General features: G+C 69.4%; 11 protein-coding genes and 1 tRNA gene. 5 read left to right on the top strand and 7 right to left on the bottom strand.

Going from position 1 to position 14,779, the window contains the following annotated elements; translation table 11 throughout:
* Window positions 1–164: 164 nt before the first annotated feature.
* Complete coding sequence (locus HMPREF9062_RS07090; protein ID WP_009749404.1) at window positions 165–1,643, top strand: amino acid permease; 1,479 nt, start codon at window positions 165–167, stop codon at window positions 1,641–1,643.
* 29 nt (window positions 1,644–1,672) lie between these two features.
* On the opposite strand, the gene HMPREF9062_RS07085 is transcribed toward HMPREF9062_RS07090, so the two are convergent.
* From HMPREF9062_RS07085 to HMPREF9062_RS07070, 4 genes are all read right to left on the bottom strand, one after another.
* Window positions 1,673–2,362 (bottom strand): beta-carotene 15,15'-monooxygenase, encoded by a 690-nt coding sequence (locus HMPREF9062_RS07085; protein WP_009749403.1) that lies wholly within the window; start codon window positions 2,360–2,362, stop codon window positions 1,673–1,675.
* Entirely contained in the window at window positions 2,359–3,075 is a 717-nt protein-coding gene (locus HMPREF9062_RS07080) for a SatD family protein (RefSeq protein ID WP_009749402.1), read from the bottom strand. The genes HMPREF9062_RS07085 and HMPREF9062_RS07080 overlap by 4 nt, the downstream gene beginning before the upstream one ends.
* Before the next feature lie 324 nt (window positions 3,076–3,399).
* A tRNA-Val gene (locus HMPREF9062_RS07075) sits at window positions 3,400–3,475 on the bottom strand.
* A 77-nt stretch (window positions 3,476–3,552) separates the two neighbouring features.
* Window positions 3,553–3,957, bottom strand: coding sequence for a DUF3052 domain-containing protein (locus HMPREF9062_RS07070; protein WP_009749401.1), 405 nt, complete (start codon window positions 3,955–3,957; stop codon window positions 3,553–3,555).
* Between the two features lie 350 nt (window positions 3,958–4,307).
* Between HMPREF9062_RS07070 and aceE the strand changes: the two genes are divergently transcribed.
* Window positions 4,308–7,055, top strand: coding sequence for a pyruvate dehydrogenase (acetyl-transferring), homodimeric type (gene aceE, locus HMPREF9062_RS07065; RefSeq protein ID WP_009749400.1), 2,748 nt, complete (start codon window positions 4,308–4,310; stop codon window positions 7,053–7,055).
* 179 nt (window positions 7,056–7,234) lie between these two features.
* Here the strand turns inward: aceE and aspA are convergent, their stop codons facing one another.
* Entirely contained in the window at window positions 7,235–8,710 is a 1,476-nt protein-coding gene (gene aspA, locus HMPREF9062_RS07060) for an aspartate ammonia-lyase (RefSeq protein ID WP_009749399.1), read from the bottom strand.
* A 248-nt stretch (window positions 8,711–8,958) separates the two neighbouring features.
* Here aspA and HMPREF9062_RS07055 point away from each other — a divergent pair, with 248 nt between their 5' ends.
* The 3 genes from HMPREF9062_RS07055 to HMPREF9062_RS07045 all read left to right on the top strand — a co-directional run bounded on the left by HMPREF9062_RS07055 (window position 8,959) and on the right by HMPREF9062_RS07045 (window position 11,807).
* Window positions 8,959–10,155 (top strand): PucR family transcriptional regulator, encoded by a 1,197-nt coding sequence (locus HMPREF9062_RS07055; protein ID WP_009749397.1) that lies wholly within the window; start codon window positions 8,959–8,961, stop codon window positions 10,153–10,155.
* A gap of 127 nt (window positions 10,156–10,282) precedes the next feature.
* On the top strand, window positions 10,283–10,531 hold the full coding sequence (locus tag HMPREF9062_RS07050) for an acyl carrier protein (RefSeq protein ID WP_009749396.1): 249 nt from the start codon (window positions 10,283–10,285) through the stop codon (window positions 10,529–10,531).
* Between the two features lie 64 nt (window positions 10,532–10,595).
* Window positions 10,596–11,807 carry a beta-ketoacyl-[acyl-carrier-protein] synthase family protein gene (locus HMPREF9062_RS07045; RefSeq protein ID WP_009749395.1) on the top strand — a complete coding sequence of 404 codons (1,212 nt, stop codon included), beginning with the start codon at window positions 10,596–10,598 and terminating at the stop codon, window positions 11,805–11,807.
* Window positions 11,808–11,863: 56 nt separating this feature from the next.
* Here HMPREF9062_RS07045 and HMPREF9062_RS07040 read toward each other — a convergent pair whose 3' ends face one another.
* Together HMPREF9062_RS07040 and HMPREF9062_RS12515 are read right to left on the bottom strand one after the other, a co-directional pair.
* Entirely contained in the window at window positions 11,864–12,364 is a 501-nt protein-coding gene (locus HMPREF9062_RS07040) for a DUF3145 domain-containing protein (protein ID WP_034254829.1), read from the bottom strand.
* Window positions 12,365–12,612: 248 nt separating this feature from the next.
* Window positions 12,613–14,697 carry a hypothetical protein gene (locus HMPREF9062_RS12515; protein ID WP_009749393.1) on the bottom strand — a complete coding sequence of 695 codons (2,085 nt, stop codon included), beginning with the start codon at window positions 14,695–14,697 and terminating at the stop codon, window positions 12,613–12,615.
* Window positions 14,698–14,779 lie beyond the last annotated feature (82 nt).

Below are 14,779 nucleotides of genomic sequence, written 5' to 3'. Positions count from 1 at the left end.
TCAGGACTTCAAGACAGCGGCAGCCAAGGCGTCGGGGCCGGCGGCGTCGCCGGACCCGGACGCGGCAGGCCCGAATACCGGCCTGGCCGCGGAGAAGACTAGGGTGAGGCCGCTTCGGGCGCGCGCCCCCGCTCCGCCCACCGACCTCGATCCCGGGACGCATCATGCCCACACCCACTGCTCGCACGGAGCCGTCCGCGACGCCGGAGCCCGCTTCCGCCGAAGGCCTGCGCCGTTCGCTGCGCAGCCGCCACCTGACGATGATCTCCATCGGCGGTGCGATCGGCACCGGCCTGTTCGTGGCCTCGGGCGCCACGATCTCCCAGGCCGGCCCCGGCGGTGCGCTGGTCGCCTACGCGGCGATCGGCATCATGGTGTGGCTCATCATGCAGTCATTGGGGGAGATGGCCGCCTATCTGCCGGTGGCCGGGTCCTTCGGCGAGTACGGGACGCGCTTCGTCTCACCGTCCTTCGGCTTCGCCATCGGCTGGAACTACTGGTTCAACTGGGCGATCACGGTGGCCGCGGAGCTGGTGGCGGCCGCGCTGGTGATGAAGTACTGGCTGCCGGAGGTCCCCTCGATCGTATGGTCGGGTCTGTTCCTGCTCGTCCTGTTCGGGATCAATGCGCTGTCCACACGCGCCTACGGGGAGAGCGAGTTCTGGTTCGCAACCATCAAGGTCGTGGCGGTGGTCGCCTTCCTCGTCCTAGGCACAGCCATGATCGTCGGCATCATGGGCGAGGCCCCGGGTACCGGCAATTGGACGGGGGACGAGGCGCCCTTCGTGGGCGGCGGGGAGGGAATCCTGCTCGTGCTCCTAGTGGCCGGCTACTCCTTCCAGGGCACCGAGCTCATCGGCACAGCCGCCGGCGAGGCCGAGCGTCCGCAAACAACGATACCCAGGGCGATCCGCACGATCTTCTGGCGCATCCTATTGTTCTACGTTGGGGCGATCGCCGTCATCGGCTTCCTCATCCCCTACACCGACCCGAATCTGCTCAACACCTCGGAGGAGAACGTCTCGATCAGCCCCTTCACGCTCGTCTTCGAGCGGGCGGGCGTGCTGGGGGCGGCCAGCGTCATGAACGCAGTCATCCTGACCTCGGTGCTCTCAGCGGGGACCTCAGGTCTGTACTCCTCGACCCGCATGCTTTTCGCCTTGGCCGAGCACGGTCACGCCCCGCGCTTCCTAATGCGGTTGAGCCGCCACCAGGTGCCGCTCAACGCCCTGATGGCGACAACGCTGGTGGGCCTAGCCGGATTCCTGACCTCCTTGGTGGGCGATGGGAGGGCCTACGAGCTGCTGCTGACGGTCTCAGCCCTGGCGGGTTTCATCACCTGGGCCGGGATCTCCTGGTGCCATTGGAAGTTCCGCGGGGCCCTGCGGGCTCAGGGGCGACCCTTGAGCGAGCTGCCCTACCGGGCGCGGTTCTTTCCCGCCGGCACGGTCATTGCCCTGGTCGCCTGCGTGGCGATCATCGTGGGACAGGCCTACGGGCCGGCAACCTCCGGGTCCTCTACGGGTGACATCCTCATGTCCTATGCGGGTGTGCCGGTGTTCTTCGCCCTGTGGTGGGGGCACAAGCTGGTGACCCGGGCCCCAGGGGTGGATCCGGCGACGGCGGAGCTCGGACGGGACTGAGCTGAGAGCCCGCCCTGATAGTCCGCCGCTCAGCGGGTCAGAAGCACCGCGGCCAGAGCGGCGAGGGTCCACGAGGCGAGGGAGCCGACGAGGAACTCCTCGGCCTTGGTCTCGGTGCTGTCCTTGGAGATCTCGGGGAAGCGGATAGCACCTTTGGCGGCGATGAGGGCGGCGACTGCCTGGTGGGCCCCGGTGCTCGCAAGCAGGAGCATGAGAACGCGTTCCAGCGGACCGATCCAGCGCCCGCCGCGCAGGGCCGGCTCCGGTTCGAGCACGTCGGTACTCTGCGTTCGAGCCTTCCCGCGGGCGATGCCGAGAAGGTCGGTAACGACGCGATTGGCGGGTGTTGTGAGCAGGAGGAGGCAGCCCGCAGCCCGGCACAGGTCAGCCAGGCGCTGCACCCCGGCCCCCGCCCGCCCGTCCTGAATCGCTGCGCACAGGGCGACGACGGCGATCGCCGCGATCCAGCGGCCGAGGGTGACGCGGGGACCGGGGGCGAATCGGGCCAGAGCGGCCCAGAGGCCGGCCGTCAGCGCGACCACGGCGATCTGCCACCACGGCAGGTGGAGGATAGTGATCCCGAGCAGCACTCCGAGAACCAGAGCGGCGCTCTGGGCGAGCGCCGAACGGGTCCCGGCCCCGCGGCGCGGATCGCTGGAGGCTCCCGGCGGAACGAGAACCGCCGTCGCCCCCAGCAGGAGGGTCAGCAGAGCCGTCATCGGAGCCCCTCCCGTCCCCGTCCACCGTTCGGGTCGGCGAGCAGGGTCTGCGCCTGGAGCACTCCCGCCCCCGTTCCCCGCACCAGCGCTGAGACGGCCGACTGGGTGACTCCTTCGGCGCCGGCTGCCTCCGCCTGCGTGGCTCCCATGAGGAGACGCCCCATCAGCCGACGCGGACGCTCGCGCATCCGTTGGACGGCCTGATCCCTGAGCGTGAGCATCGCGTTGACGACTTGCTCGTGCTCACGGATCCCGCACGTCGCGGCCGGCCCCTCGTCCTCGTGGCCGCCTCGGACGCCGCCGGTCTCCTCCGCGTCAAGCCGCGCCCGGGTGCGGACGAAGTCGACTCCCGCGTCCTGGGCGGCATGGGCGGCGTCGATGGCTTCGCGCGCCAGCCACCAGGCGGGACCGTCCCGGATGGGAGCGTCCTCGCCGACACCCACCTCTCGGACCTCGCCTCGCCCGACGCCGAAGCGCAAGGACAGCCTGCTGGGGAGCAGCAGCTGGGTGCGCAGTGTGAGGGTGAGCGCCGTGGCAAGATCGGAGGCGACCGCCTGGAACTCGTCGCCCACGGTCGCGTACGGAGCCCCGGGCAGGTCGAGTCCCTTCCCAGCGCGGACGAGGACATCGAGGAAGATGCGCTGCGCGGCCTCGCGGTCGGGGAGGCGGCGTGAGCCGACGATATCAGCGATGATGGCGTAGCGAACAACCATACTCAAGGATAATCCTGATATCATGCGCAATACAAAGTTCTAGTTTCAGTCGTGGTGCGCATCGCGGCGCGATTCCGTCATCCTCGCGCACGGGGCCCATCGTCGCGGAGCCGACCGTCGGGCCCGGAAAGAGCCGAGGCTCTCGGCGCCCGCGCGCACCGCCCCCGGAACGTCAGAATACGTCCGACTCCTCGCAGGCGGAGGCGCAGCACGGCGGCGGGTCCCGCCCTACCGGACTACGAGCGGGGAAGGAGCGGCTCAGCGATACCGGCTTGAATCGGGTCCACATCCGCCTTGCGAGCCGACGGTTCGTACAAGAACGTGTGGTGGACCCGGCCGGATTCGAACCGACGACCGACGCGGTGTAAACGCGTTGCTCTACCAGCTGAGCTACAGGTCCACGGCCCCTCGAGGCCGAGTGCGAGCGAGGCTACCAGGCCCAGCTGCGCACCGGGCCCGTGCAGTCAGACGAATACCTCAACGTCGGCGGCTGGAGATGCGGATGCCGCTCCAGCGCTCCCCCATCGAGGCCGCTGACGTCGCGTGCATGCCGGCGGTTCCCGCCGCCTCCTCGATCTCGGAGGCCGGAACAGCACCCGTGGTCCGCGCCTTGGGCGTGAGCACCCACAGCACGCCGTCGCCGTCGAGATTGGCCTGCGCGTCCACGAGCAGGTCGGTCAGGTCGTCCACGTCACCGTCGTCGTGGCGCCACCAGATGAGTGCGGAATCGACCACGTCCTCGTAATCCTCACCAACGAGCTCGGTGTCGGTCTCGGCCTCCGCCGCCCGGCGGAGCTTCTCATCGACATCATCGTCGTACCCGAACTCCTGAATGGTGAGGCCCGAGGCGAAGCCGAATGCCCCGCCCGCTGTGCTCGTCACTATCGTCTGCTCCCTTCCTGGGCGTACGCCCCTTCGCGGCCCTGTCGAGCCGTGAGGCCTAGCCCACCCCACGAAGGCCGCCATGCGCAAGCGCACACGCGCCTTCGGCTGTGGCGGATACGGGCTGCACGGGGCGGTGCGCGTCCGTCGTCGAGTCACAGGTGTTTCACCTCACACGTGAAGTGGGACTTTCTTCCCGTCAGGAGGAGACCTCGTCCACTCGGAGGTCCTAGATTTAGAACCGTCAGTCAAGAGCGGTTTCCGATGGTGCGCCCGGTACCCGGCCCGTCGCCGCCGGTCCACCGTCCGCCGAGCACTCGGACCGCACAGACGCGAGGAAAGAGGAACCCGTGAGCCCCACCAGTGACTCCACACCGCTGATCGACGGCCTTCTGACCAAAGTCACCGACAACGACCCGGAGGAGACCAGGGAGTGGCACGAGTCTCTCGACGCCCTCATCCAGGAGAAGGGTGGGCCGCGGGCTCGCTACATCCTCCTGTCGATGCTCGCGGAGGCCCGCAAGAAGAACGTCGTTCTTCCCGTGCAGATCGCCACTCCCTACGTCAACACGATCTCGGTGGAGAACGAGCCCTACTTCCCTGGCGATGAGGATGCCGAGCGCACCTACCGCCGCTGGTTGCGCTGGAACGCGGCCGTCATGGTCACGCGCGCCCAGCGCCCCGGAGTGGGCGTGGGCGGGCACATCTCCTCCTACGCCTCGACCGCCACGCTCTACGAAGTCGGCATGAACCACTTCTTCCGCGGCAAGAACCATCCCGGGGGCGGGGATCACATCTTCTTCCAGGGCCACGCCTCTCCCGGCAATTACGCCCGAGCCTTCCTCGAGGGACGTCTGAGCGAGGCCGACCTGGATGGTTTCCGTCAGGAGTACTCCAGGCCCGCCGGCGGCCGCGGACTGCCCTCCTACCCGCACCCGCGCCGCATGAACGATTTCTGGGAGTACCCCACCGTCTCCATGGGTCTGGGCCCCTCCGAGGCCATCTACCAGGCCTGGTTCGACAGGTATCTCGCCGGCGCGGGCATCAAGGACACCTCCGCCCAGCGCACTTGGGCATTCCTGGGCGACGGCGAGATGGACGAGCCCGAATCTCGCGGCATGCTCCAGCTGGCCGCCTCCCAGCAGTTGGACAATCTCACCTTCGTCATCAACTGCAATCTGCAGCGCCTCGACGGCCCCGTGCGTGGCAACGGCAAGATCATTCAGGAGCTCGAGGCCTTCTTCAAGGGTGCCGGCTGGAATGTCATCAAGGTGATCTGGGGCCGCGGCTGGGACCAGCTGCTGGCCGCCGACAAGGACCACGCCCTCGAGCACCTCATGATGGAGACCCTCGACGGCGACTACCAGACCTTCAAGGCCAATGACGGCGCCTACGTGCGCAAGCACTTCTTCGGCCGGGACCCGCGCACGGCCGAGCTGGTCAAGGACTGGACCGACGACGAGATTTGGGCCCTTCAACGCGGCGGCAACGACTACCGCAAGATGTACGCCGCCTACAAGGCCGCCACCGAGCACAAGGGGCAGCCCACGGTCATCCTCGCCCACACCGTCAAGGGCTACCTCCTGGGTTCCCACTTCGCCGGGCGCAATGCCACCCACCAGATGAAGAAGCTCAAGGTTGACGACCTCAAGGGTCTGCGGGACCGTCTGCACATCCCGATTACGGACGAGGCGCTCGAGGCCGACCCCTACATGCCCCCCTACTACCGGCCCGACCCCGATGACCCGGCGCTGCTCTACATGCTCGAGCGTCGCCAGCAGCTCGGCGGTTTTCTGCCCGAGCGCCGTGACGTCGGCTCCCGTCTCGAGCTGCCCGGAGACAAGACCTACAGCATTCTCAAGGGCGGTTCGGGCAAGCAGGAGGTCGCCTCGACAATGGCCTTCGTGCGTCTGCTCAAGGAACTCATCAAGGATAAGAACATCGGACGACGCATCGTGCCGATCGTCCCCGACGAGTCGCGCACCTTCGGCCTGGAATCCCTCTTCCCCACCAAGAAGATCTTCAACACCCAGGGGCAGAGTTACACGCCGGTGGACGCCGACATGATGCTGTCCTACCGTGAATCCGAATCCGGACAGATCATGCACACCGGCATCAACGAGGCCGGAAGCGCCTCGCTATTCCAGGTCGCGGGCACGAGCTATGCCACCCACGGCCAGCCGATGATCCCCGTCTACATCTTCTACTCCATGTTCGGCTTCCAGCGCACCGGCGACCAGCTGTGGGCCGCAGGGGACCAGCTGACCCGCGGCTTCGTCATCGGCGCGACGGCGGGACGCACGACCCTGACCGGTGAGGGCACCCAGCACATGGATGGCCACTCCCCGCTCCTGGCCTGGACGAACGATGCGTTCGTCTCCTACGATCCGGCCTACGCCTACGAGATCCGGCACATCGTGCGCGACGCTCTGGAACGCTGGTACGGCCCGGAGACGAACCGCAATCGCGACGTCATGTACTACCTGACGGTTTACAACGAGCCGATGGTCCAGCCCGCCGAGCCGGCCGGGGTCGACGTCGAGGGCATCATCAAGGGTATCCACAAGATCGCCGACGCTCCCGAGGGCGATGGACCCGAGGTCCAGCTGCTCGCCTCCGGCGTGGCCGTGCCGTGGGTCCTCGAGGCCCGCCGCCTCCTGGTCGAGGACTGGAACGTGCGCGCCTCGGTGTGGTCGGTGACCTCCTGGGGCGAGCTGCGCCGCGAGGCGCTCGCAGTGGAGCGGGAGAATCTCCTGTCGGGTGCTCAGCGCGTGCCCTACCTGGTCGACAAGCTCACCGGAGCGCAGGGGCCCTTCATCGCCACCAGCGACTTCGACCACGCTCTGCCCGACCTCATCCGCCCCTGGGTTCCCGGCCGCTATGACGTCCTGGGGGCCGACGGCTACGGATTCTCCGACACGCGGGCCGCTGCCCGTCGTCACTACCTCATCGATGCCGAATCAGTCGTCGTCAAGGCGCTTCGGGCCCTCGCCGACGAGGGTCGGTTCGACCGCAGCGCGGTACGGCGAGCCGTGGAGCGCTACGACCTGGGCAACGTGAACGCGGGACGCTCGGGCGCCCAGGGCGGCGACTCCTGAACCGCAGAACGTCTCCGTACGACTCGTGCGGGCGGGCAGGGGCTCTGGGCCCTGTCCCGCCGGCCACGGGCAGGGGCCGCATCGCACCCGCGCAATACGAGCGTGCGGCTGCGCGGCACCCCCCGTCCGAGGCCGTCGCCCCGCCAGATGCGACGCGCGACGGCCTCCACCGCTCCGGGCTACCGATCCTGCTCCGGTGGCGTCCCGTCCACCGGCACCGACGGATCGGAGCCGGAGTAGTGGCTCGTGTCCCGGTAGCGGGGCCGTAAAAGGTTCTCCACACTGAGCAGCTCGTCGAGGACGTCCTCGTCCAGCAACCCCATCTCCAGAACCACCTCCCGCACGCTACGGCCCGAGCATGCGCACTCGCGTCCCACCAGGTCGCCGTTGTGGTGGCCGATAACCTCATTGAGGTAGGTGACGATGCCGATGGAACCCAGCACGTTATCACGGCACACCGCTTCGTTCGCCTCGATACCGATGATGCACAGCTCGCGCAGCGTACGCATCGCATTGCGCAGAAGACTGATCGACTCGAAGCTCGTCTGACCGATGACCGGCTCCATGACATTGAGCTGGAGCTGCCCCGCCTCGGCGGCGAAGGTCAGCGCGACGTCGTTGCCGATGACCTTGAAGCACACCTGGTTGACGACCTCGGGAATCACGGGGTTGACCTTCGCCGGCATGATCGAGGAGCCGGCCGCCCTCTCCGGCAGGCGGATCTCTCCCAGGCCCGCCCGCGGGCCGGATGACAGCAGACGCAGGTCGTTGCAGATCTTGGAGAGCTTGACCGCCAGGCGCTTGATCGCGGCGTGCATGGAGACGTAGGCGCCGGTGTCACTCGTGGCCTCGAGGAGATTCGCGGCCCCCTTGATATCCAGGCCCGTGATCTCGCGCAGGTGACGCACCGCCGCCTCCTGGTACCCCGGAGGGGTATTGAGCCCCGTACCGATGGCCGTGGCACCCAGGTTGACCTCCAGAAGCAGGTCGGAGTTGTGGATGAGACGCTCGACCTCCTCATCCAGGAGCACGGCGAAGGCCTTGAACTCCTGCCCCAGGCTCATCGGCACCGCATCCTGCAGCTGGGTGCGCCCCATTTTGAGCACGTCGGCGAACTGCCGTGACTTGCCCAGAATGGCGTCGATGAGTTCGCACAGCTCCGCCTCCAGGGCCTGCACCGCCGCGTACAGGCCCAGCCGGAAGCCCGTGGGGTAGGCGTCGTTGGTCGACTGGGACTTGTTGACGTGGTCGTTGGGGTGGACGATGTCGTAACGGCCCTTGGCATAGCCCAGGTGCTCCAGGGCGAGGTTGGCGACAACCTCGTTGGTGTTCATGTTGAGACTCGTTCCCGCGCCGCCTTGGAAGACGTCGATGGGGAACTGGTCGAGGCACCGGTCGGCTTCCAGGATCTGATCGCATGCCCACACGATGGCCTCCGCCACTTCGGAGGTGAGGGTGCCCAGTTCCCGGTTGGCCAGGGCTGAGGCCTTCTTGACCTGAACCATGCCGCGCACAAAGGCCGGCTCCTCGCCGACGGTCGATCCGGAGATGCGGTAATTCTCCGTGGCCCGCAGCGTGTGGACGCCCCAGTAGGCCTCCAGGGGGACCTGACGCGCTCCGAGAAGGTCCTCCTCGGTGCGGGTGGCTCGTGTCATCGTTGCTCCTGCTCCTGCTTCTGCGAATGTACCGCGCGTCGTCTCAACCGGACCCGGCGGACCGGGCGGGCACGCCGCCCCGCATCCATGCCGTGGGCCACACTACCCGCCCCCAGAAGGCGAGGAGGCACCGATAAGATGCCGTGACGCCTTAGGCCGCGGCGCGCGCCCCGGCGCTCGGGCAGCAGCATCCTGCCCGGGGGTAGGGAAGCCCGCTTCCGCAAAGAGTGCTCTGTACCATCCACAGTATGGATGAGCTCAGCACCCCTGCAGTGGCTTCCCTGAGGCAGGCACAGAACATCATTATCGAACACTCCCTCGATCGCATCAGCGCCGCGCACCCGTGGTACCGCACGCTGCCCGAGGCGCCCAGACGCCAGATCGAGTCCGTCGCACGCCTGGGCGTGACGATGTTCGTGGACTCCGTGGAGACGCCCGACGCTGCCGTCATGCCGTCGCGCATCTTCAACGTGGCGCCCGCCGCGCTGACCGGCACCATCACGCTCGAGCAGACCCTGGCGCTGGTGCGCACCGTCCTGGACGTCGTCGTCGACGAAGCGCCCCAGGTGGTCCCCGCGCAGGACCACAATGCGGTCCGTATTCTGGTGCTGACATTCGGACGCGACGTCGGCTTCGCCGCCGCCGAGGTGTATGCGCACGCCGCCGAGGCCCGCGGAGCCTGGGACGCGCGCCTGGAATCCGTCGCCGTGGACGCGATGCTTCACGACTCCCCCTCGGACGCCGCTAGCAGGGCCGGCACCGCCGGCTGGCGCGGCACCGGCCCCGTGGTCGCCATCGCGGCCCGTACGGGACTGGACGCCATGGCGACCTCTCACCTGCGCCACACTTGCCGTCAGATCACCACCGACAGCCTGGTCTCGGTGCGCGGGGACTCCGTCATCGTGGTCCTGGGAGGGCCGCCCACACCGCCGAGCGTGCGTCCTCTGAAGAGCAGGAGGGCCGATCCTGATCAGGCCATCGACAAGGTGGCGCTCGAAGTGGCGGGAAAACTCGATGCCGCCGCCGTCATCGGCCCCGTCGTCGCCGGTATCAGCCAGGCCGGCCGCTCCCTGCGATCGGCGCTGGCGGGCCTGCGGGCGCTCCCCGGGTGGGCCGAGGCGCCCAACCCCGTCCACGCCGACGATCTGCTGCCCGAACGGCTCCTGGCCGGCGACGAACTGGCCGCCGAACAGATCACCGCCCTGGTCGGTCGACCTCTGCACGTCATGGGTTCGCCCTTCGAGGAAACAGTGGCGACCTACCTGGCGCTGGGCGGGAGTCTGGAGGCCACCGCCCGCACCCTGTTCGTGCACGCCAACACCGTCCGCTATCGGCTGGGACGCGTCAGCGAACAGGTCGGCTGGGACGCCACCGACCCGCGCGATGGACTCATGCTCCACATGGCCGTCATTATCAGCCGCCTGGACGCGGACTCGGACGACTGAGGACGCCGCCGTGTCGACCGGGTCGCAACCGTCCGTCGGATCCCGCCGGTCAGCGGGCCCCGACGGTGGGCGACAATGGTGCCCGCAGCGGCGCCGTGCCGTTCGGACCGAGCCGAAGGAGGCCCTCATGGCTGACATGCCCATCGACATCCTCACCGTCGTCACCGAGATCACCGCCGAGGAGGCCGGAGTGGAGGCCGCGCTCGTCGACCGGGAGTCGCGCTTCGTCGACGACCTCGACATCGACTCTCTCGGCCTGCTCACCATCGCCACTCAGGTCGAGGAGCGTCTGGGAGTGACCCTGGACGACTCCCTGATCACCACCCTGCCGACGGTGGGCGCGCTGGTCGACCTCGTGGCCGAGCAGAAGGCGTGAGGTGACTCCTACGGCCCTCCCGAGAGGTCCCGGGATCGGCGGCCGGCCCGACCGTGCAGTCGTTGTGACCGGGCTGGGCACCACCAACCCCCTGGGCGGTGACGTCGCCTCCACATGGGCAGCCCTGCGCGCATCACAGTGCGCGGTCCGTAGGTTCGACGCATCGCCGACGCTGGACCCGCAACTGCCGGTTAGGCTCGCGGCTCCGCTGAGCGTCGAACCGACGCCTCTGCTGACGCCTCGGGAGCGCCGACGCCTGGACCGTGCCAGCCAATGCGCCCTGCTGGCCTCCCGCGAGGCATGGGAGCGGGCCGGCAGCCCCGAAGTCGACAGTGAGCGGCTGGCCGTATCGCTCTCACCCGGAATGGGGCCGGTCCGCTCCGTCATGGAGGCCTGGGACACCGCGCGCGAACATGGGCCGCGTCGGGTTCCGCCCACGGCGATACCCGCCCTCATGCCCAACGCGCCCGCCGCTGCCATCGGCATCGAGCTCGGAGCTCGAGGCGGCGTCCACTCCCCCGTGTCGGCCTGCGCCTCGGGGGCCGAGGCCATCGCCTACGGCGCGGATCTCATCGCGCTGGGACGCGCCGACATCGTCGTAGCCGGCGGAACCGACGCGGCGCTGCATCCCATGGCCGTGGCGGCCTTCGCCTCCATGCGAGCGCTCTCGAGGCGCAACGACGACCCGTCCACCGCCAGTCGCCCCTTCGCTCCCGACCGCGACGGCTTCGTGCTCGGGGAGGGCGCGGGCGTGCTCGTCCTCGAGTCCGCGGCCCACGCGAAGGCCCGGGGAGCCCGAGTTCTCGCCGTCCTGGCCGGCGCCGCGGTCACGGCGGACGCCTTCGACGTCGCCCGGCCCGAACCGGGAGGGGCTCAGCAGGAGCGCGCGCTGCACCTGGCCCTGGAGCGCTCGGGCATTCCCTCCGGGCGCGTCGGGCACGTCAACGCGCACGCGACGTCCACCCCTGTCGGGGACCGAGTCGAGGCCGAGGTCCTGGCGCGTACGATGCCGGGCGCAGCGGTCTCGGCCACCAAGTCGCTCACCGGCCACCTTCTGGGGGGAGCGGGCGGCCTGGAAGCGGTTCTGACGGTCATGGCTCTGAACGAGGAGTGGCTGCCCCCGACGCTCCTGCCCGGCGGAATCGACCCCGAGATCAGCCGACTCGGTCTCGATATCGTGGGGCCGCACGGGCGCCGGGCCCCCGGACTCACGACGGCGGTGAGCACATCCTTCGGCTTCGGCGGTCACAACGTCGTCCTGGTCCTCTCCCGCTGAGATGCGAGTGGGGCCCGCCCCCGCTGCACCCCGCAGAGCCATGAGCGTCGTGCGCTTCACCCCACCCGGTGAAGCCAGCGGACCGGCGCGCCGGCGCCGGCGTAGCGGAACGGCTCGAGCTCATCGTCCCAGGCCTGCCCCAGCGCCAAGTCGAGCTGACGGCGCATGGCCGCCGGCTCCTCAGCGTGAAGCAGGGCAGCACGGATGCGGTCCTCGGGGACGACGACGTTGCCGTGCACGTCCGTCTGGGCGTGGAAGATCCCCAGATCGGGGGTGTGCGACCAACGGCCGCCGTCGTTACCGGGCGAGGCCTCCTCGGTGACCTCGTAACGCAGGTTCGCCCAGCCGCGCAGGGCACTGGTGAGTCGCGCGCCGGTCCCGACCTGGCCGACCCAGCTCGTCTCGGCGCGCATCATCCCGGGAGCAGCAGGCTGCTCTGTCCAGTCGAGGTGGATACGGGAGCCGAGAACCTCGGCACCCGCCCACTCGATGTGCGGGCACAGCGCACGGGGCGCGGAGTGCACGAAAAGTACACCGCGGGTGTAGGCACCGTTCACCATGGATCGCCTCCTGGTCGTTTCGAGATTCGCCTTCCCCAACGGTCTCGACTCGTACCGGGCGTTCAATGTGAAGCACGCGGCGTGCGCCACTATCGTGCCAGACAGCGGCGGCCAGGTCCAGGCGGGTTCGAAGCTCCCGCAGAGCGCGGAGCACAGGCGTCGTCCAGAGCAGCGGGATCTGCGCACCCGCGGGCCGGCCCGCAGGAGCGCAGATCCCGCGGCGGCCCGGTCCTCGCAAAGGTGCCTCAGTTCCCGCCGTCCTCGTGCGCAGTGGTGTTCTCCCGCCGATCGGCGTCGGCGGACTCGCTCTCGTCCTCGTCGACCGGTTCGTCGGCCGTCGCGGCAACGCGGCGTGCGGCGGCCCTGCCATCACCGCCGTCGGTGTCGGCATTCTCACGTGCGACGGCGCCCCGGACGGTGGAGTCCTCGGCCGACCCACCCTCATCGGCGACCGCCGCGCGCCCGCTCCGGACGCCATGAGCCGCCTCCGCGTTCCGTGCAGCCATAACGCTTCGCCAAATGGCGGCTTCCTCCCCGCCGCGGGCGAAGGTTCCCCCAACAGGCGCGGACGTGGGGGCATCGGAACTCGGCGCAGGCTCGGTCGGAGCCGGAGCCCCGCTGCTCAGCGCGGGGGCGGCGGCCTCCCCCTCAGCAGCGGGAGACCCTCGATCGACGGAGACGGAGCCGGCCACCGCCGCGCCGCCCGCCGGCTCTTCCGGCGGCTCGACATCGGCCGATGAGGCACCAGCAGCGTCGGAGGTATCAGACGGTTCGCCGGTGCCGGCATCGCCGGCCTCATCACCCTCGCCGGGATCGGCATCGCTCGCCAGAACTCCCTGCACGCGTGCGCCATCGTCGTCGGGCTCGTCAGCCGTGGCCGCCCGGGGCGCTTCCCCGGGGCTCGCGGACTCGGGCACTCCCGCGGCGTCGAGGCGGGAGGGGGACGTGTGAGCAGTGACATCCTCGGCCCTCACCGCGCCGGGCTGGTCGCCATCGGTGAGGGCGACTCCCGCTGCAGCGCCCGCGCCGAACCCGTCGGCGGAATCGGCTGTCGCGGGATCGGGTCGCGCATCCGACGCATCCGGCTCGCCCGGCGCGCTCGCAACCTCCCCGGGCGCCACGACATCCCGCCGCCCCGCCGCCCCGCCGGGCGTGCCCTCCGCCACGGCGGCACGAGCGGTCGCAGCCCCGCCCTCCGCCACGGCGGCGTCCCCTGAGGTCCCTTCGTCGGGTGTGCCCGCACTGGCCGCGCTTACGGCACTGGCCGCGCTGTCAGCGGTCGCGGCGTGCTGCCCGTGCGGCTCCAGTCCCTCCTCCTCCTGGGCGACGAGAGCCTCCGGGATCACGACATCGGCCATGCGCCGCATGGCGGCGGCGGCCAGCGGGTGCCTCGGGGGCCGGACATCGAAGCCGCCGCCCTGACCCACGTTCCACACGCCGACGCCGTCGACGCCGGCGTCGGCGCAGGCCTCCCGAACGCGAGCGAACCAGTCGGCCCGCCCGGCGTCGGAGTACCCCTCGGCATTGCGTCCGGTCTCCTCCAGGATGAAGGGCTTGCCCAACGCGTGGGCGTAGCGCGTCAGCATGGGCAGGGCGTCAAGGGAGTCCTGGTCGTAGGCGTGGGTGGTGCACACGTCGATCTCGATCAGGCTGTAGACGGCGGTGATGTCCAAACCGGCGTCAGTGCCGTTGCCATCGGCCGTATGGTGAATGAAACCCCCCGCCGCCACAGGCCGGTCCACGCCGGCGCGGCGCACCACGCGGGCCAGACGCTGGTAGAAGGCGATGAGGTCCTCGGCTGTGTCGGCTTTCTCATTGGGGTCATCGCCCCAATCGACGTGGGGCTCGCCGGGCAGGGAGACGTAGACGATGTGCTCGCTGGTGCCGTAGGTGCCACCAGTGGGGAAAGGGCGTGCGAGCAGCGGCGCGACGTAGGTGCTCCAGTCGAAATCCTCCTTGTAAGGGTTGCGTCCCGCCCTGATCGCCGCGTTCCGTATGAACGACAGGTCCAGGACGACGCCCATGCCGGCATCGGCGGCCGTTCGAGCCTTGAGGTCCATCTCCTCGTACTTGCCCTCGGGGTCGTTCAGGCAATCCTCGAGGCCGGTCTCAACGATGTCGGTCAGACGCATGACGGTCACGCCCATCCGGCGGGCGTCGGCGACCCACTCGTCCGCGTCCGGCGCCCCGTAGGCGGAGGCGATGACGAGCTTGCGGCCCTCGTCGGTGCTGTCGCGGCCGCCTGTTGGCACGGGGCGGTCGTGACCCGCATGGGCCGAGTCCTCGGTGATCGGGGCGGCGGGGGCTTCAGGTGCTGGCGTATCGGTCATCACCCAGATCGTAACGGTTAGAGCACGCTGATGGCACGAACAGACCGGTTCACGACACGCGCGTCGCACAGCCCGCGGGGCC

The sequence above is a fragment of the Actinomyces sp. oral taxon 448 str. F0400 genome, from assembly GCF_000220835.1.
Taxonomy (GTDB): Bacteria; Actinomycetota; Actinomycetes; order Actinomycetales; family Actinomycetaceae; genus Actinomyces.
This window is presented reverse-complemented; position numbering and strand designations above follow the sequence as displayed.